Below are 17,810 nucleotides of genomic sequence, written 5' to 3' on the forward strand. Positions count from 1 at the left end.
CATGGTGGCCCCCCTGAAAGCTCCACTTCCTGCTGATACCCGGGGGCCACTGCCCGCCCGGACGGACGAGCTGCCCTTCCCGCTGGACCTGCGCCGCGACCAGACGGAGGCGCTGCACGCGCAGCTGGCCCGGCAGATCCGCGAGGCGGTCCTGTCGGGGCTGCTGCCGGGCGGCACGCCGCTGCCCGGCACGCGCACGCTGGCCCGCACGCTGGGCGTCACGCGCGGCGTCGTGGAGACGGCGTACGCGGAACTGCTCGCGGACGGCACCGCGCAATCTCTGGTGGGGCGCGGCACCCGCGTGCGCGACGAGACGCCCGCCCCCGCCCCGGAGGTCCCGGTGGGCGCGTCGGGCGTTCCGGCGTGGCTGCCGGTCATGCCACCGCTGCCGGTGGACGGGCCGGGCGGGCGGCCGGGGCTGGACTTCCGGGTGGGCGTGACCGGCACCGCCACCCTGGACCGCCGCGCGTGGCGGCAGGCCTGGGCGGACGCGGCCCGCGAGGAGGTCAGCGGCGACTACGCCGACCCGGCGGGCGAGCCCCCCCTGCGCGCGGCCCTGGCGGCGTTCGTGGGGCGCCAGCGCGGGCTGGGCGCGCAGGCCGAGGACGTGCTCGTGACGGGCGGGACGCTGCACGCCCTGAACCTGATCGTGCGCGCGCTGCTGCCCCCGGGGTCACGGGTCCTGATCGAGAACCCGGGGTACCGCGCGGCGCGGCAGGTGTTGCTCAACGCCGGGCACGAGGTCGTTCCCGTGCCGGTGGACGCCGACGGCCTGATCGTGAACGCGGACACGCCCGCCGCGCGGCTGGTGTACGTGACGCCCAGCCACCAGTTCCCACTGGGGAGCCGCATGTGCCTGCCCCGGCGGCTGGCGCTGCTGGAGTGGGCGGCGCGGCATGACGCGCTGATCGTCGAGGACGACTACGACGGCGAGTTCCGCTACGGCGCTCCCCCGCTGCCACCACTGGCCGCGCTGGCGGCGCAGACGGGCGCGGGTGGGCGGGTGCTGTACCTGGGCACGCTGAGCAAGGTGCTGACTCCCTCGGTGCGCACCGGGTTCGTGGTGGCCGCACCGCCCCTGCTCTCGCGGCTGGTGCGGGCGCGGACGCTGCTGGACTTCGGGCCGCCCGTGCAGGTGCAGGCGGCCCTGACGCACCTGCTGACCGGCGGGCACGTGGACCGGCACATCCGCCGCTCGCGCCGCTGGCACGCGCAGGTCCGCGCGGCGCTGACGGGGGCGCTGAACGGTCTGGACGGACTGGCGCACCTGGGTGGCATCGAGGCGGGGCTGCACGTCTGCCTGCACCTCCACCCGGCGCTCCCGGCGCGGGACGTGGCGGCCCAATTGACCGCGCAGGGCGTGCAGGTCACCACGCTGGACACCTACACGCTGGGCGAGGCCCCGAACGCGCTGCTGCTGGGGCACGGGGGCCTCAGCGCGGCGCAGGCGGCGGCGGGTGGGCGGGTGATCGCGGGCGCCGTGCGAAGTTGTGCAACCCGCGCGGGACTCGCGCCGTACTCTGACGCATGAGCAAGTCCTTCACCCTGCCACTGCTGGCGGCGCTGCCCGCCCTGCTGGCCTCCTGCGGGAACGATCTGGACCGGTATTCCCGCACCACGTACAGCAGCTACGAGCAGTGCCTGATCGCCAACCGCGTCCTGATCGACCGGGGCCTGAGCAACCCCTGCGTGTACCGCACGGGCGGCGGCTACTACGGCCCGTACGTGCGGGTCGTGAGCGGCACCACCCGCTACGTCGGCTACGACCGCCTGGGCAAGGTGTCCGGCGCGGGCCTGACCTACGACAGCAAGCGCGGCTCGTACGGCAACTTCAAGGCGCCCGTCAGCCGGGGGGGCTTCATGTCCGGCAGCCGCTCGGGCAGCTTCGGCGGCTGAATCTCCGTCCACCCGTCCCACTCGTTCTTTGCGCGCTCCTCTGCCGGCGCGCGCCGGAGCCCCCATGCCCAGAGAATTCAGCCTGCCCCTGATGACCGCTGTCCTTCCCGCCCTGATCGCGTCGTGCGCGAACCAGCCCGCGCAGGCGGTGAACCAGCCCTACGCGCAGTACGGCGCACTCGGCTCGACCGGTGCCCCCGCGCAGACCGTTCAGGCTCAGACCGTCCCGGACGGCTGTGAACTCGAACTCGACGGCGAGATCGACTGCGACCACGACAGCGTCAAACTGAAGTCCGGGAAGAAGAGCGCGACCAGCAGGGTGGCCGGGGCAGTCGTGGCGGGCGTCGCGGCCCGGGCGGCCACCCGCTCCACATCCACCTCCTCCAGCCGTCCAGTCGCCCGGGCAACGTCGGCCCGGACTTCCATGAATGCGGCGTCCAGCGTGTCGCGGGGTGGGTTCACCACCTCGGCCCGCGCGAGCAGCACCGGCAGCGGGTCCGGCGGATGATCCGGCGCACCGTCACCCCGCGCCCGGACTGGGAGGCGCGGCTGCGCGAGGTGGGCTTCACGTGGTTCGCCCCCACACCCGAACATCCGGTGCCGTACTGGAGCGAGGACGGGTACTACGCCTTCACGCCCGCGCAGATCGAGCACCTGCGCGCAGCCAGTCAGGACCTCACGAATCTGGTGCTGGAGGCGACCGGGCACGCCATCGAGCACGGGCGGCTGTCGGAACTCGGCATCCCCGCGTTCCTGCACAGCGCCGTGCGGGACTCCTGGGAGGGGGACGACCCGACGGTGTACATGCGCCTGGACCTCGCCTACGACGGGCGCGGGGGCGTGAAGCTGCTGGAGGTGAACGCGCAGACGCCCACCAGTCTGCTGGAGGCGGCGGTCAGTCAGTGGCAGTGGCTCGAAGATCAGCAGGCGCGTGGTGAGCTGCCGGCCGGAGCGACGCAGTGGAACACCATTCACGAGGGGCTGACCGAGCAGTGGGCGCACCTGAAGGCTGCGCGGGGCCTGACCGAGGTGGCCTTCAGCAGCGCCCGCGTGGACGAGGACGCCGCGACCATCACGTACCTGCGGGAACTCGCCGGGGCGGCGGGACTGCGCACGTCGTTCATCTTCACCGAGGAGTTGGGGACCAGCCCGACGGAACCGTACCTGCTGGACAGCTGGAGTCTGCCCATCCGGCAGCTGATGTGGTTGTGGCCGTTCGAGTTCGCGTGGGAGTCCCGCGACTCGGCGTTCCTGGCGAGCACCGGCACGCGCTTCATCGAGCCGCTGTGGAAGGCCGCCACCGGCAGCAAGGGCCTGCTGGCGCTGCTGCACGAACTGAACCCCGGGCACCCGAACCTGCTGCCCGCGACCCTCACGCCCGGCGCGCTGGGGGCGGACGTGGTGCGCAAGCCGCTGTACTCCCGCGAGGGCCAGAACGTGCAGCTGCCCGGCCAGGAGAGCACGCCCGGCGCGTACGCGGACCTGCCCGTGGTCGAGCAGGCGTACACCGAACTGCCCACCGCGCACGCCCCGGACGGCCCGCGTTACCCGGTGCTGGGCGTGTGGATCGCCGGGAGTGAGGTGTGCGGCCTGGGCATCCGCGAGGGCCGCTCGCGCGTGACCGACAACCGCGCCACGTTCGCCCCGCACGTGGTGCTGCCGGGATGAGCGCGCCAGCCTCCTTCCGGGAGAAACTGCACTCGTTCCTGGACCCCAGTGACGGCGCGGGCCCTGCCGAACGGGCCTTCAATGCGCTGCTCGTCACGCTGATCCTGCTCACCATCGCCGTGACCATCGCGGGCACGGTGCCCGAGGTGCAGCGCGAGTACGGCCGGGCCATCCGCCTCTTCGACTACGTGTGCGCCTTCGTGTTCGGCCTGGAGTACCTGGGGCGGCTGTACGTCACGCCGCTGCGCCCCGGCGCGGACGGCAGCGTCCGGTCGTACCTGCGCTACGCGACCTCGCCGCTGCCGCTGATCGACCTGCTGGTGCTGATCTCACTCATGGTGCCCGCCACGACCGCCCTGGCCAGTCTACGCGGCCTGCGCCTCCTGAAACTCCTGAGCCTGCTCAAGCTGGGCCGCTACTCGGACTCGCTGCAACTCATCGGGCGGGTCATCCGCCAGCGCGCCGGGGAACTGCTCTCCACCGTGCTGATCGTGCTGGTGCTCGTGTTCATCGCCGCCAGCCTGCTGTATCAGGTGGAGTCCAGCGCGGGCACCAGGGGCTTCGAGAGCATTCCGCAGGCGCTGTGGTGGGCGGTCGTGACCCTGACCACCACCGGGTACGGGGACGTGTACCCCGCCACGCCGCTGGGTAAGGCCGCCGCTGGGCTGATCATGCTGTTCGGGGTGGGCATGGTGGCCCTCCCGGCGGGCATGATCGCCAGCGGCTTCGCCGAGGAACTCTCCCGCCTGCGCCAGCAGGAAACGGCGGCGGCCTGCTGCCCGCACTGCGGCAAGGCGCTGGAGTAACCGCGTGACGAAGGGGGCGACGCCCGTATCCGTCGCCCCCCTCGGTCCGTCACTCGCTCAGCGGCGGCCCTTGACCAGCCAGGCGTGTTCCCCGATCCCGGCGGCCTGGTTCGCGGCGCGGGCCATCACGAACAGCAGGTCCGACAGGCGGTTCAGGTACACCTGCACGTGCGCGTTGGCGTCCTCCTCGTGCAGCAGGCGGATGACCTCGCGTTCGGCGCGGCGGGCGACCGTGCGGGCCACATGCAGGCTCGCCGCGACCGGGGTGCCGCCGGGGTGAATGAAGCCCGTGAAGGGCGGGGCACTCTCCTGGTAGCGGTCGATCATCGCCTCGAGGAACGTCACGTCCTGCTCGTCCATGCGGCTGAGCTTGCGCTCGTAGGTGGTGCCGCTGCGGGTGGCGAGGTCGGCGCCGACATCGAAGAGCGCGTTCTGGAGGTACTCCAGGTCGGCGTCCATCTCGGGACTCGGGCCGTGCGCGCGGGCCAGGCCGATGGCGCTGTTCAGTTCGTCGACGGTGCCGTACGCTTCCACGCGGATGTTCGCCTTGCTGACGCGGTCCGCGCCGTACAGGCCGGTCGTGCCGCCGTCCCCGGTCTTGGTGTAGAGCTTCATGCCCCACAGGGTAGTGGATGGTGAACGGTCGATGGCTGATAGAGGGTCGCCGGACCGCCTATCAACCATCGACCGTCAGCGCCTGACGGTGTTTACCGGCCGGTCGCCTCGGTCAACTCGCGGACCTTCTGCGCGAGGTCGGGGCGCAGGTCGGCGGCGAGGTACCGCCATGTCCAGTTGTGGTCGCCGGTGGTGCCGGGCAGGTTCATGCGGGCCTCGGTCCCGAGGTTCATGACGTCCTGGAGGGGCACGACGGCGAGGTTCGCGCGGCTCTCAAAGGCCATGCGGGTCAGCTGCCACGCGAACGTCTCCTCGGTGGGGTCGCTGCTGGTGTACACGCGGAAGTTGTGCCGTTCGAGTTCGTCGGCGTTCCGCCACCAGCCGCGCGTGGTGTCGTTGTCGTGCGTGCCGGTGTACACGACCTGATTCTCGCGCAGGTTGTGCGGCAGGAAGTCGTTCACGCTGAAGTCCCCGCCGCCGAACGCGAACTGCAGGACGGCCATGCCGGGGAAGCCGAAGTCGTCGCGGAGTTTCTCCACGTCGGGCGTGATGACGCCCAGGTCCTCGGCGATGATCGGCAGGGTGCCCAGGGCCTTGCGCACGGCCTCGAACATCTCGTGGCCCTTGGCGGGCACCCACTGGCCGTGGATGGCGGTCTCGGCGGGGAACGGGATCTCCCAGGAAGCCGCGAAGCCCCGGAAGTGGTCGATGCGGATCACGTCGAACAGTTTCAGGCTGCCCTGGAAGCGCTTGATCCACCACTGGTAGCCGTCCTTGTCCATGACGTCCCAGTTGTACAGGGGGTTGCCCCACAGCTGGCCGGTCTCGCTGAAGTAGTCCGGCGGGACGCCCGCGACGACGGTGGGCTGACCCTGGTCGTCGAAGTAGAACTGGTCGCGGTTGGCCCAGGCGTCGCTGCTGTCCATGGCGACGAAGATCGGGATGTCGCCGATGATCTGGATGCCCTTCTCGGCGGCGTAGCGGCGCAGGACCGTCCACTGGCGGAAGAACAGGAACTGGATGAACTTGACCCGTTCGATGTCTTCCTTCAGGCGGGTGCGGGCGCTGGCCAGCGCCTTGGGGTCCCGGTCGCGGGTGCCGGCTTCCCAGGCGTTCCAGGGGAGGCCGCCGTGGGCGTTCTTCAGGGCCATGAACAGCGCGTAGTCGTCCAGCCAGTCGGCTTCCTCGGCCTTGAAGGCGTCGAAGTCGGGTGTGAGGTGCTGGGCGTCCCCGAAGGCGTAGCGGGCGTAGGCGCGTTCGAGCATCTGGTTGCGCCACACGTACTGCTGGCCGAAGTCGACCTTGCCGGGGTTGAATTCGGGCAGGACGTTGAATTCGGTGTCGCTCAGCAGGCCGTGTTCGCGCAGGGCGTTCAGGTCGATCAGGTAGGGGTTGCCCGCGAAGGCGCTGAAGGCCTGATAGGGGCTGTCACCGTAGCCGGTGGGGCCCAGGGGCATGACCTGCCAGTATGTCTGGCCGGCCAGGGCGAGCCAGTCGACGAAGGCGCGGGCGGAGGCGCCCAGTTCGCCGATACCGAACGGGCCGGGGAGGCTGGTGGGGTGCAGCAGGATGCCGCTGGAGCGTGGGATGGTCATGAAAGGGGACTCCTCCGGTGGAACGGTCGTGGAACGAGAGTGGAAGTGATTCCAGTTAACAGGTCAAATAGTACAGTCCCACACCGTTCCCGGCATAGCCGCGCGCCCCTCATGGCCCTCATGTGCCCAGACAGGCCGGACACCCCCGTACCCTCCACCCGGGCCCCGCCGCCGCTGCACCTCAGCCGGGCAGCGGCTGGGACGTCGTGCATCCTCCCCCAGACAGGTCTTGGGGCGACGAGGTGACAGCACAGCTGAACGCGGCGGCCCCACCACTGGAGCAGCCGCGTTCACCCGGCCCTGTTGCCGGACGCCTTACTGACCCTGCGCGTCCTCCCGCTGCGCCGCCGCCGCCAGGTCGAAGGCCTTCAGGGTGACCTTCACGTCCCGTGACTGCCCGTCCCGGACGACCGTGAGGGTGACGGTCTCGCCGATCTTGCGGCTGATGATCTGCTGCGGCAGCTGCTCCGCGCCCGTGATGGGCTGGCCGTCCACGGCGGTGATCACGTCCCCGGGCTGGGTGGTGCGCTGCCCGGTGGACTCGTCGATCAGGGTGCGGCTGCCTCTCAGTCCGGCGGCGGCGGCGGGGCTGCCCTGGTACACCCGGCCGATCAGGACGCCCTGCTCGGGCAGTTTCGCCTGTTTGCGCTCGGCGGCGCTGAGGCTGGCCACGTCGTTGATACCCACGCCCAGGCTGGGCGTCTGGATCACGCCGCCCTTCCCGGCCTGCAACTCCGGCAGGAGCTTCTTGACGGTGTTCACGGGAATCGCGAAGCCCACCCCGGCGCTCTGCCCGATCCCGCCCGTGAGGATCTGGGTGTTCACGCCGATGACCTGCCCGGCGCTGTTCAGCAGCGGGCCGCCGCTGTTGCCGGGGTTGATGGCCGCGTCGGTCTGGATGACGTTCTGATTCACGCCCTTCGTCCCGACGGCGACCTGACGTTCCAGGCTGCTGATGATGCCCTCCGAGACGCTGAAGTCCAGCCCGAACGGCGCGCCCATGGCGATGGCCTTGAGGCCCACGTCGAGCTGGTCGCTGTTGCCCAGCGGCAGGGGCCTGATCTCGCTGGCGGGCACGCCCTCGACCCGGATGAGCGCCAGGTCGAAGTCGGGCGCGCGGGCCACGACCCGGGCCTTGTACCCCTTGGTGTTGCCGTGCAGGTGCACGGTGATCTCGCTGGCTCCCTCGACCACGTGGTTGTTCGTGATGATGTCCCCGCCGGACGTCACGAAGAAACCGCTGCCGGTGGCCGTCGCGCCCTGATCCTGCCCGCCGCCGTCCGGCAGCCCGAAATCGAAGGGCAGCTGCTGCTGGAGCCGCTGACGCAGCTGCGCCTGGGCGCTGCTGTTGTCGCCCTCCTTCACCGTGATGAGGACCAGACCGTCGCGGCGGTCCTTGACGACCTGCACGGTGTTCGCCTCGGATTCCGTGCGGGCGCGGCCGTCACTGTACCGCTGCGCGAGCGTCTGCACCATCTGTCCCTGCGCGCCGGTCGCCGTGGTCCCGGCCGGCTGCGCCCCGGCAGTCTGGGCCGTCTGGGTGGACGGCGCGGCTGCTCCGGCGTCGGCGCTGCGTTCGCGGATGTCGTAGCCGACCAGACCGCCGAGAACCAGGGAGCCCGTCAGGGCCAGAATGGAGAGGGTCTTGTTCATGCGCGCAGTCTGGTGCGCCCGGGTTACACGTCGGTTAAAAAGTGCGGAGCGGGCCTTGAGGGGCGCTCTCCCCCGTTCCCGCGCGGGCAGGACGAGGGGGGCGGCTCTCCCACCGGAAAACCGCCCCCCACCTGCCCGGCCGGACCTTACTGGCCGAGCACCTCGATGGCCTTCTTCAGGATGGCGTCGCCCTGCACGTCCACGACGGCCTCGCCCTGCTGGGCGCTGCGGGTGGGGCGCTTGACCTCGCCGGTGTAGCTGAACTTGCCGTCCTTGTCGGCCGTGACGGTCACGGGCTTGCCCTCGACGGTCAGGGTGAGTTTCTCGCCGGGCTTCACGCCGCTGCCGCTGAAGTTCACGGGCGTGGTGTAGCGGGTGTCCTTGACCTCGATGTCGGGCGTGACGCCCTTCTTGTGGATCTGGCGGCCCTTGGGGGTCAGCCACTCGTTACTGACAATGGCGACCTTGCCGCCGTCGGGCAGGGTGATGGGGGTCTGCGCGACGCCCTTGCCGAAGGTCTGCTCGCCGATGATCTGCGCGCGGCCGGTGTCCTGCAGCGCGCCGGAGACGACCTCGCTGGCGCTGGCGCTGTTCTTGTTGACGAGCACGACCAGCTTGCCGGTGTAGTCGCTGGCACTGTTGGTGGCGCGGCCGAACACCTGGGTGTTCTTGGCGCGGTCCCGCAGGCTGACGATCGGGCCGCTCTGGAGGAACTGGTCGGCCACGTCCACGCCGGCATTCAGCAGGCCGCCGCCGTTGTCGCGCAGGTCCAGAATCAGTTTCTGGACGTTCTTCTTCTTCATGTCGGCCACGGCGGCGCGGAACTGCTCGCTGGCCTTCTCGTTGTAGAAGGTGTTCAGCGCGATGTAGCCCACGTTGCCGGGCAGCACGGTCTGTTCCACGCTGACGATCTGCACGGGCTGACGCTCCATCTTCGCGGTGTAGGGCTTGCCGTCGCGGGCGAAGGTCACGGTCACCTGGGTGCCCTTCTCGCCGCGCACGAGCCGCACGATCTCGTTCAGTTTGGCGCCGGTCACGTCCTTGTCGCCGATCTTCAGGAACACGTCCCCGATCTGCACGCCGGCGGTGGAGGCCGCGCCGGTCTTGAACACGTTGTCGATCTTGCCGCCGGTGCCGTCGGCGTTCGCGGCGACCAGCGTCACGCCGATCCCGTAGAACTCGCCCTGGAGGTTCGCGGCGTCGATGGCGTTGTCCTCGGGTTCGCTGTAGTACGTGAATTCGTCTCCCAGGCTGCCCAGCGCGCCGGTGATGGCGCCGCGCAGCACCTTGTCCTGATCGACCGGGTGCAGGTAGTAGCGGTTGAGGTCGTTCAGCACCTGTATGAGGCTCTTGCCCTCGGCGCTGCTGCTCAGGTTCACCGGGGTGTACCCGCCCAGCTGCGCGTAGGCGACGGCGGCGGTCGCGGCCAGCGCGGCCCCCACGACAGTCATGCGTTTGGCGTTCACGCGCTCAGGATAGTGCGCCGTGGTGAAACGAACGTAAGCGTGCTCCGGGTCGAGGGCCCGCTGGGCAGGCAGGCGTTCATGGGCTGGGTGCGCCCCTGGGCTATCCTGGGCGGCAAGCATGACCAAGCGCATCCACTTACCGCCTCTTCACCTGTCGGGGGAAGCGGCGTGATCGATTTCAAGCACGTGACCCTGGAGTACCCCGTGACCCGCACCCTCGCCCTGGACGACGTGTCGCTGAACATCGGCAAGGGCGAGTTCGTGTACCTCGTGGGCCATTCCGGTGCAGGCAAGAGCTCCTTCATGAATCTGGTGCTCAAGCGGGCGCTGCCCAGCCGGGGCGAGGTGCGCGTGGCGGGCGAGCCGCTCTCGGCGTACCGGGGCCGGCGCACGTCGATCCTGCGCCGCCGCATGGGCACCGTCTTTCAGGACAACCTGCTGCTGCCGCACCTGAACGCCTTCGACAACGTGGCCTTCGCGCTGCGCGTGACCGGGGTGCCGCAGCGCGAGTGGCCGCAGCGGGTCACGGCGGCGCTGCGCACCGTGGGCCTGGAACACAAGAAATACGCGCTGCCGCTGCACCTCTCGCTGGGCGAGCAGCAGCGCGTGGCGATCGCGCGGGCCATCGTGGGCAACCCGCCGCTGCTGCTGGCGGACGAACCCACCGGGAACCTCGACCCGGACAACAGCCGCGAGGTCCTGAAGGTCCTGCAGAACGTGAACCTGCGCGGCACGACCGTGATCGTCGCCACGCACGCCCGTGACCTCGTGGAGACCTTCCGGCACCGTACCCTCACGCTGCGTAAGGGCAAACTCGTGCGTGACGACCCGTACGGCGGGTACGCGCTGTGAGGTACCACCTGAGGCAGGCGCTGCTGGCCATGCGCGGCAACGTCACGGCGACCCTGGCCACGCTGATGACCATGACCCTGACCCTGCTGATGCTGGGGTTCGTGCTCCTGCTGACCCTGAACGTGAACCGCACCATCGCGCAGCTCGAATCGCAGGTGGAGGTCGCGGCGTTCCTGCGCGAGGACGCGCAGGACGAGGCGCTGCTGGCGCAGGTGCGCACCATCCCGCAGGTGCGCGAGGCGCGGCTCGTGAGCCGCGAGGCCGTGCTCACCGAGATGACGCAGGACTCCCCGTTCGCGCGGGACGCGGCCGGACTGGTCGGGAACCCCTACCCGGACACGCTGCGCATGCGCGTGGCCCGCGTGGAGGACACCCGCACGGTGGCGGCGCAGGTCTCGGCCCTGCCGGGCGTGGAGGACGTGGAGTACGGCGCCGGGTACGTAGACCCCACCGTCAAGACCCTCAGCGCGGTGCGGCTGGCCGGGTACGTACTGGTGGGCCTGCTGCTGCTGGGCACCCTGTTCAACATCCTGAACGCCGTGCGGGTCGCCATGTACGCCCGCCGCGACGAGATCAGCGTGATGCGCCTGCTGGGCGCCACGCGCGGCTTCATCCGCATGCCGCATGTCCTGGAGGGCCTGCTGGTGGGCGCCGTGGCCGCCGCGCTGGCCGTGGCGATCCTGACGCCCGCCTACCTGAGCCTCACCGACCGGGTGCAGCAGCTCGCGCCGGTGTTCCCGGTCGTGCGCGACGCGGGCACGCTGGCCCCCCTGCTGGGCGGCGTGGCCTGCCTGGGCATCCTGGTGGGCCTGCTGGGCAGCGTGTTCGCCACGCGCCGTTACCTCCAGGAGCTGGAATGACCCTCCGCCCGGCCCGCGCGGCGCTGCTGGTCCTGGTGCTGGGCGCAGGCGCCGCGCAGGAGAGCGGGGGCACGCCGGACACGGGCGCCCGCCTGCAACAGCTGCAGCGGCAGTTGCAGGAGCAGCGGCAGCTGAGCGCCCAGAAGGCGCAGGAACTCCAGACGCTGCGCGCGCGCATCCAGAACCTCACGGCGCAGCAGCGGCAGACGCTGGCGCAGCTTGACGCACTGGCGCAGCGCACCGCCACGCTGGAGAACGAACTGGCGACCGTCACCGCCCGCGTGGCGCTGGCCGAGCGGCAGCTGGCCGACACCGGCGAGCAGCTCAAGGTCACGCGCGCCCGGGTGACCCGCCTGCAGGGCGACGTGCGCGAGGTCATGCAGCTGATGTACCGGCAGCGCAGCGGCCAGTACCTGGAGCTGCTCTCGCAGGCGCGCAGCCTCTCGGACCTGCTCATCCGCCTGCGGTACGCGAACATGGCGGGCGCGTACCAGACCGAGGTGCTCGCCGGCCTGCGCGGACAGGTCGCGGCATTGCGCGAGCAGGAGGGCGCGCAGCGGGCGCAGGCCGCGCAGCTCAAGGCCCTGCAGGCCCAGCGGGGCAGCAAGCTCAGGGCGCTACAGGCGCAGCGCACGCAGCAGAACACGCTGCTGGCGCAGCTGCGGGCCAGCGAGCAGGGGCAGCGCACCCTCGCCACCCGCAAGGCGGCCGAGCAGGCCCTGGCCGCGCAGCAGGTCGATCAGCTCGTCGGGCAGGTCGTCGCGGAGCGCGCCCGCCTGGAAGCCGAGCGGCAGCGCCGCCTGGAAGAGGAGCGCCGCCGCCGCGAGGAGGAGGCCCGGCGTATCCGCGAGGCGCAGGAGCGGGCCCGGCAGGAGGCGCTGCGGCTGGCGCGCCTGCGGGAAGCCCAGGCCGCCGCTGCCGCCCGGCAGGCGCAGCAGGCCCGCGCCGCCCAGCTCCGGCAGGCGCAGCAGGCGCGGGCCGCGCAGCTCCAGCGCGATCAGCAGGCCCGCGCCGCGCAGCTGGAGCGTGAGCAGCAGGCCCTGCGCGACCGGCAGGTGCAGGTGCAGGCCGCGCAGGTGCAGGTCGAGCAGCAGCTCGCGCCCCTGCCGGCCGTGACCGGCCCGGTGGGATTCCCGCTGCCCGGCGGGCGCGTGGCGGCGCCGTTCGGGGCCAACGGTACGCCCTGGGTGGTCCTGACCGGCGCCGACCGGGCCGTCGCCGCCGCCGAGGGCAATGTCCTGGCCGTGTCGTACTACGCCTCACTGGGCTGGGTCGTCCTGATCGACCACGGCAGCAGCGTCAGCGCGTACCTGGGCCTGCGTGATCCCCTCGTCAGTGTCGGGAGCCGCGTCGGGCGGGGCACGCCGGTCGGGGCGGTGGGCGGCAGCTCGATCATCGGGCCCGGCAACATGGCCTTCCAGCTGCGCCAGGGCGGGCAGCCGGTCGCGCCGGGCTTCTGAGAGGGAGAAGAGCGGCCCCGCGCCCCTTGATGCGCGGCTGGCCGGTCTGATACTCTTCTTCGGTGCGCTTACCGGTTGGCTGCTGACGGGCGCATTTCCCCGTGATCCTAGCGGGAGCTTTACCCTCAAATACCTCAGTTGGAGAACTACCATGGTCAAGATTCGCCTGTCCCGCTTCGGTTCCACCCACAACCCCCACTACCGCATCGTCGTTGCCGACGCGCGCCGTCCCCGTGACGGTGGGTACATCGAGAACCTGGGCCACTACGACCCCCGCAAGACCACCGAGAACTACCTCAAGGTGAACGTGGAGCGCGCCCAGTACTGGCTCGCCAACGGCGCCCAGCCCACCCAGACCGCCCGCCGCCTGCTCAAGAGCCAGGGCGTCAAGGTTTCCTGAGTTCCACGCCACGGCACGTGAAGCCCCCCACACGGGGGCTTTTTCGTTGTCACACCGGGCAGGAGAGACGCGCGCCGCCCGCAGTGGATGCCGGGCGGCGCGGTCTGATACGGATTCCGGCTGCTTCGCTGACAATCCGGAACTTCACCGGAGTGCCAGCTCCTCGTCGGGAACCCGTTTCTCTCCTCCTCGCATCTGCCCGGATTGAACGGCCCTGTCAGCCGTTCAACCGAAGTCCATATGAACTCTCAGCGGCTGAAGGCGATGAACCCGGCGGCGACGCCCAGCAGGGTCCCGACGAGCACCTCCAGGTAGGTGTGGCCCAGCAGCACGCGCAGGGGCAGGGGCGCGAAGCCCTCGCGGACGACCGCGCGGAGTTCCTCGACGAGGTCGTTCAGCAGCCGGGCCTGCTGGCCGCTGCTGTGGCGCACGCCGGTCGCGTCGTACATGACGATCAGGGCGAACACGGCGCTCGCCGCGAACAGCGGGCTCCCCAGCCCCTCGGTGATGCCGACCCCGGTGGTCAGCGCGGCGACCATCGCGGAGTGGCTGCTGGGCATGCCGCCCGTTTCCATGAACGCCCCGGGCCGCCAGCGGCGTTCGATCAGCAGGATCAGGAACACCTTCAGCAGCTGCGCGGAGGTGCTGCTCAGCACGGCCACCCACAGCCAGCGGTTGCTCAGCAGGTCAGCGAACGTGTTCACCGGGCCCCTCTGGCATGAGCGCGTGCTGGCGTTCGGCGGCGATGACGGTGTTCATCAGGAGCTGCGCGACCGTCATGGGCCCCACGCCGCCGGGCACGGGCGTCAGGGCGCCCGCCACCTGCGCCACGTCGGGGTGGACGTCGCCGGTCAGTCGCCCCCTGCCGTCCGCGGTGGGGACGCGGTTGATGCCGACGTCCACGACGGTCGCGCCGGGCCGGACCATGTCCGGCGTGATCAGGTGCGCCTGCCCGGCAGCGACGATCAGCACGTCCGCCTCTCGGGTCACGGCGCCCAGGTCGGGCGTGGCGCGGTGGGCCAGGGTGACGGTGGCGTCGGCGTTCAGCAGCAGCCCCGCGACCGGGCGGCCCACCAGGGCGCTGCGGCCCACCACGACCGCCCGCTGGCCGCGCACGGACACGCCGTGGTGCGCCAGCAGCGCCATGATCCCGGCCGGCGTGCAGGGCCGCAGGCCCTCGTGGCCGTTCCACAGCGCGCCGGTGTTCGCGGGGTGCAGGCCGTCCACGTCCTTGGCGGGGTCCACGGCCCGCAGCACTGGCTCAGGGTCCAGGTGCGCGGGCAGGGGCAACTGCACCAGGACGCCGTCCACGTCCGGGTCGGCGCTCAGCGCCGCGACCAGGGCCAGCAGCTCGGCCTGCGGGGTCGCTTCTGGCAGGGCGTGGACGTGGCTGCTCAGGCCGACCTCGGCGGCCTTCTTCGCCTTCCCGCGCACGTACGAGACGCTGGCGGGGTCCTCCCCCACCCGCACCAGGGCCAGGTGGGGGGGCGCGGCAGGCGCGCGGCGCGGCGGCGGGCCTCGTCGAGCAGCGCGGCGGCAGCGGGCGGCCCGCTGAGCACCTGCGCGGCAGGCCGCTCGGTCACTCCTGCGGCTCCTCGCGGGCGGGCGTGGGGGCGGCCTGCTCGTTCAGGCTGCGGCTCAGGCCGGCCAGCACGCCGTTCACGAAGCGGCCGGAGTCGTCCCCACCGAACTTGCGGGCGATGCGCACGGCGCTCTCGATCACGGGCGGGTGGGGTTCGGGGGTGTACATCATCTCGAAGGTCGCCAGGCGCAGGACGTTCAGGTCGGTCTGGGCCATCTGGTCGAAGCTCCAGCCGCGGATGGTGCGGCGCAGCGTGGCGTCCACGTCGGGGCGGGCCGAGCCGATGCCCTGCACGAGTTCCTGCGCGAAGGCCAGCGCCTCGTCGCTCAGCGCGGGGTAGGTGTCGTCGCCGCTGCGCATGCTGCCCTCGGCGCGGGTGAAGACGCTCTGCATGGGGAGGTTGCCCCGGTCGGCCTCGAACAGCACGCGGAACGCGAATTCGCGCGCGGCGCGGCGGGTACCGACGGGCGCGGCGGCCTTCTCACGGCGGCGGGTCACGCCTGACCGCCCTTGGGCACGCACACGTTCTGCACGGTGACGTTCACGGCGCGCACGCGCAGCCCGGTCATGAGTTCGATGTTCTCGCGCACGGCCTGCTGGACCTTCTCGGCGGTGCCGGTCAGGCTGCGGCCGAACTCGATGTTCAGGCCGACGTCCACGGTGACGTCCTGGCCCTCGCGGGTGACCTTCAGCGCGCGGGGCTTGCGGCCGGGCGTCTGGGTGCGCAGCACCTCGCCGACCTTCAGGGGCGTGGCGGCGACCTCGGTGCCCTCGATGCCGTCCAGGGTGGTGGCGGCGATGTCCATCAGGACGTTCTTGCTGATCTCGACTTCGGGTGTTGCCATGCTGGTCTTGCCTCCGGGTCGCGCGGGATGGACGCGCGACAATACCGCCCAGTGTACCTGCTGGGCCTTCAGTTGGTCACGCCGCGCGCGGCGAGCAGCTCGTCCAGGGCCGCCTCGTCCAGCACGGTCACGCCGAGTTCCTGCGCGCGGGCCAGTTTGCTGCCCGCCTCCTCGCCCGCGATCAGGTAGCTGGTCTTCTTCGTGACGCTGCCCGTGACGCGCCCTCCGGCCTGTTCGAGCTGCGCCTTGATGGCCTCCCTCGGGCGGCCCAGCGTGCCGGTGATCACGAAGTTCAGGCCCTGGAGCTGTTCGCCGCGCGTGACCTGTTCCTCCTGCGGGTTCACGCCGTGGTCGCGCAGGCGGGCGATCAGGCCCCGCATGCTGGGGTCGGCCAGGGACGCGGTGACGCTCTGGGCGATCACGCCGCCCAGGCCGGGGACGTGCTCGATCTGCTCGGGCGTGGCCGAGAGCAGCGCGTCCAGCGTGCCGAAGGCGCGGGCGAGCGCCTGGGCGTTGCGTTCCCCGACGTGGTTCATGCCCAGCGCGTTCACGAGGCGCCACAGCGGCCTGCTCCGGCTGGCGTCGAGCTGCGCCAGGATGTTCTGCGCCTTCTTCTCGCCGCCGCGTTCCAGCGCGGCGAGCTGCTCGGCGTTCAGGCCGTACAGGTCGGCGGCGTCGCGCACGAGTCCGGTCTCGATGAGCTGCGCGACCAGTTTCTCGCCGATGCCGCGCACGTCCATCGCGCCGCGCGACACGAAGTACCGGATGCGCTCGAAGGCCTGCGAGGGGCAGGCGGGGTTCGGGCAGTAGGTGTTCGCGTCGCCCTCGGCGCGCGTGACTTCGTGCCCGCACTCGGGGCAGTGGGTGGGGAACTCGAAGGGCAGAGCGCCGTCCGGGCGCCTCTCGGTCAGGACGCGCATGATCTGTGGGATCACGCCGCCGGACTTGCGCACCACGACCGTGTCCCCGATCCGCAGGTCGAGGTCGCGGATGAAGTCCTCGTTGTGCAGGGTGGCGCGGCTGACGGTGCTGCCCTCGATCAGGCGCGGCGCGAGGTGCGCCAGCGGCGCGAGCTTCCCGGTGCGGCCCACGTTCACGGTGATCGCCTCCAGGGTCGTCTCGACCTCCTCGACCGGGAACTTGTACGCGATGGCCCACCGCGGCGCGCGGCTGGTGAAGCCCGCCTCCTCCTGGGCGCGCAGGTCGTCCAGTTTCAGGACGGTGCCGTCCGCGTCGAACTTGAAGGCGCTGCGCGCGGCGGTCATGCGGGCGTGGTAGTCGGCGGCGGCGGCCAGCCCGCGCAGGGTCTCGCTGTGGGCGCTGGTGGGAAAACCCTGGCCCGCCAGCCACGCCAGCACCTCGCTCTGCGTGCGGGCGGGCACGCCGTCGCGTTTGCCCAGCGCGTACAGGATGGCCTTCAGGTTGCGGCTGCGCGTCACCTCCGGGTCCTTCTGCCGCAGCGCGCCGGCCGCGCCGTTGCGGGGATTCTTCAGCAGCGGCGTGCCGAGTTCCTCGGCCTGCGCGTTGAACGCCGCGAAGTCCGCGCGGCTCATGTACACCTCGCCGCGCACCTCCAGTTCCCCGCTCAGGCCGGGCAGCGTGGTGGGAATGCCCGGAACGGTGAGCACCTGCGCGGTGACGATCTCGCCGGTCACGCCGTTGCCGCGCGTGGCCGCCCACTGCAACTCGCCGTCCAGGTAGTAGAGGTTCACGCTCAGGCCGTCGATCTTCAGTTCGCCCGTGAACGTGAAGTCGTCGCTGTCGGCCGGGAGGCCCAGCGCGCGCGCCAGCTTCTCCTGCCAGTCGCGCAGTTCCGCGTCGTCGAAGGCGTTGTCCAGGCTGGTCATGGGCGTGGGGTGGTTCACCGGCTGGAAGGCGGCGGCGGGCGCGCCCCCCACCGTCTGCGCCGGGCTGTCGGCCCCGGCCTGCGCCGCCCAGTCGGGGTGCGCCGCTTCCAGGTCCCGCAGCTCACGGGCCAGGGCGTCGTAGGCGTCGTCGGGGATGCTGGGCGCGTCCTGCTCGTAGTAGGCGCGGTTGTGGGCGGCCACCTCGGCCCGCAGGGCCAGGTAACGGTCAAACTCGGGCGTCATGGCCGGTAGCGTACCATTCAGC

The 17,810-nt window shown here is 71.3% G+C and carries 18 protein-coding genes; 9 read left to right on the top strand and 9 right to left on the bottom strand.

Annotation, left to right across the window (positions count from 1 at the left end):
• Position 1: 1 nt before the first annotated feature.
• The 5 genes from pdxR to AUC44_RS08640 all read left to right on the top strand — a co-directional run bounded on the left by pdxR (position 2) and on the right by AUC44_RS08640 (position 4,370).
• Positions 2-1,531 carry a MocR-like pyridoxine biosynthesis transcription factor PdxR gene (pdxR, locus tag AUC44_RS08620; RefSeq protein ID WP_082689001.1) on the top strand — a complete coding sequence of 510 codons (1,530 nt, stop codon included), beginning with the start codon at positions 2-4 and terminating at the stop codon, positions 1,529-1,531.
• Positions 1,528-1,896: a hypothetical protein gene (locus AUC44_RS08625; RefSeq protein WP_058976584.1), complete on the top strand. Its 369-nt coding sequence runs from the start codon at positions 1,528-1,530 to the stop codon at positions 1,894-1,896. The genes pdxR and AUC44_RS08625 overlap by 4 nt, the downstream gene beginning before the upstream one ends.
• A 91-nt stretch (positions 1,897-1,987) precedes the next feature.
• On the top strand, positions 1,988-2,404 hold the full coding sequence (locus AUC44_RS08630) for a hypothetical protein (protein WP_062158257.1): 417 nt from the start codon (positions 1,988-1,990) through the stop codon (positions 2,402-2,404).
• Complete coding sequence (locus tag AUC44_RS08635) at positions 2,401-3,564, top strand: glutathionylspermidine synthase family protein (RefSeq protein ID WP_062158258.1); 1,164 nt, start codon at positions 2,401-2,403, stop codon at positions 3,562-3,564. The genes AUC44_RS08630 and AUC44_RS08635 overlap by 4 nt, the downstream gene beginning before the upstream one ends.
• Positions 3,561-4,370: an ion transporter gene (locus AUC44_RS08640; RefSeq protein WP_062158259.1), complete on the top strand. Its 810-nt coding sequence runs from the start codon at positions 3,561-3,563 to the stop codon at positions 4,368-4,370. Before AUC44_RS08635 ends, AUC44_RS08640 begins: the two co-directional genes overlap by 4 nt.
• 57 nt (positions 4,371-4,427) lie before the next feature.
• Here the strand turns inward: AUC44_RS08640 and AUC44_RS08645 are convergent, their stop codons facing one another.
• The 4 genes from AUC44_RS08645 to AUC44_RS08660 all read right to left on the bottom strand — a co-directional run bounded on the left by AUC44_RS08645 (position 4,428) and on the right by AUC44_RS08660 (position 9,684).
• Positions 4,428-4,985: a cob(I)yrinic acid a,c-diamide adenosyltransferase gene (locus AUC44_RS08645; RefSeq protein ID WP_062158260.1), complete on the bottom strand. Its 558-nt coding sequence runs from the start codon at positions 4,983-4,985 to the stop codon at positions 4,428-4,430.
• 92 nt (positions 4,986-5,077) lie between these two features.
• Positions 5,078-6,580 (bottom strand): 4-alpha-glucanotransferase, encoded by a 1,503-nt coding sequence (malQ, locus tag AUC44_RS08650; protein WP_062158261.1) that lies wholly within the window; start codon positions 6,578-6,580, stop codon positions 5,078-5,080.
• A gap of 315 nt (positions 6,581-6,895) precedes the next feature.
• On the bottom strand, positions 6,896-8,233 hold the full coding sequence (locus tag AUC44_RS08655; RefSeq protein ID WP_062158262.1) for a S1C family serine protease: 1,338 nt from the start codon (positions 8,231-8,233) through the stop codon (positions 6,896-6,898).
• 146 nt (positions 8,234-8,379) lie between these two features.
• The gene (locus AUC44_RS08660) at positions 8,380-9,684 is read right to left on the bottom strand and encodes a S41 family peptidase (RefSeq protein ID WP_082689171.1); all 1,305 of its coding nucleotides are present in this window, start codon (positions 9,682-9,684) and stop codon (positions 8,380-8,382) included.
• Between the two features lie 183 nt (positions 9,685-9,867).
• Here AUC44_RS08660 and ftsE point away from each other — a divergent pair, with 183 nt between their 5' ends.
• From ftsE to rpsP, 4 genes are all read left to right on the top strand, one after another.
• On the top strand, positions 9,868-10,551 hold the full coding sequence (gene ftsE, locus AUC44_RS08665) for a cell division ATP-binding protein FtsE (protein WP_062158264.1): 684 nt from the start codon (positions 9,868-9,870) through the stop codon (positions 10,549-10,551).
• On the top strand, positions 10,548-11,411 hold the full coding sequence (locus AUC44_RS08670) for a cell division protein FtsX (RefSeq protein ID WP_229781032.1): 864 nt from the start codon (positions 10,548-10,550) through the stop codon (positions 11,409-11,411). The genes ftsE and AUC44_RS08670 overlap by 4 nt, the downstream gene beginning before the upstream one ends.
• Positions 11,408-12,871 carry a murein hydrolase activator EnvC family protein gene (locus tag AUC44_RS08675; protein ID WP_062158265.1) on the top strand — a complete coding sequence of 488 codons (1,464 nt, stop codon included), beginning with the start codon at positions 11,408-11,410 and terminating at the stop codon, positions 12,869-12,871. The genes AUC44_RS08670 and AUC44_RS08675 overlap by 4 nt, the downstream gene beginning before the upstream one ends.
• 151 nt (positions 12,872-13,022) lie before the next feature.
• Positions 13,023-13,271 (top strand): 30S ribosomal protein S16, encoded by a 249-nt coding sequence (rpsP, locus tag AUC44_RS08680; protein WP_046842495.1) that lies wholly within the window; start codon positions 13,023-13,025, stop codon positions 13,269-13,271.
• Positions 13,272-13,519: 248 nt separating this feature from the next.
• On the opposite strand, the gene AUC44_RS08685 is transcribed toward rpsP, so the two are convergent.
• The 5 genes from AUC44_RS08685 to ligA form a co-directional block, all read right to left on the bottom strand.
• Complete coding sequence (locus tag AUC44_RS08685; protein ID WP_062158266.1) at positions 13,520-13,975, bottom strand: divergent PAP2 family protein; 456 nt, start codon at positions 13,973-13,975, stop codon at positions 13,520-13,522.
• On the bottom strand, positions 13,959-14,741 hold the full coding sequence (locus tag AUC44_RS08690; protein ID WP_335338660.1) for a bifunctional 5,10-methylenetetrahydrofolate dehydrogenase/5,10-methenyltetrahydrofolate cyclohydrolase: 783 nt from the start codon (positions 14,739-14,741) through the stop codon (positions 13,959-13,961). Before AUC44_RS08690 ends, AUC44_RS08685 begins: the two co-directional genes overlap by 17 nt.
• 109 nt (positions 14,742-14,850) lie before the next feature.
• Complete coding sequence (gene nusB / locus AUC44_RS08695; RefSeq protein WP_062158267.1) at positions 14,851-15,351, bottom strand: transcription antitermination factor NusB; 501 nt, start codon at positions 15,349-15,351, stop codon at positions 14,851-14,853.
• A complete protein-coding gene (locus AUC44_RS08700) occupies positions 15,348-15,698 on the bottom strand; it encodes an Asp23/Gls24 family envelope stress response protein (protein WP_062159761.1) in 351 nt (116 codons plus the stop codon). The genes nusB and AUC44_RS08700 overlap by 4 nt, the downstream gene beginning before the upstream one ends.
• Positions 15,699-15,766: 68 nt before the next feature.
• A complete protein-coding gene (gene ligA / locus AUC44_RS08705; RefSeq protein WP_062158268.1) occupies positions 15,767-17,788 on the bottom strand; it encodes an NAD-dependent DNA ligase LigA in 2,022 nt (673 codons plus the stop codon).
• Positions 17,789-17,810 lie beyond the last annotated feature (22 nt).

This window comes from Deinococcus actinosclerus, assembly GCF_001507665.1.
Lineage (GTDB): Bacteria > Deinococcota > Deinococci > Deinococcales > Deinococcaceae > Deinococcus > Deinococcus actinosclerus.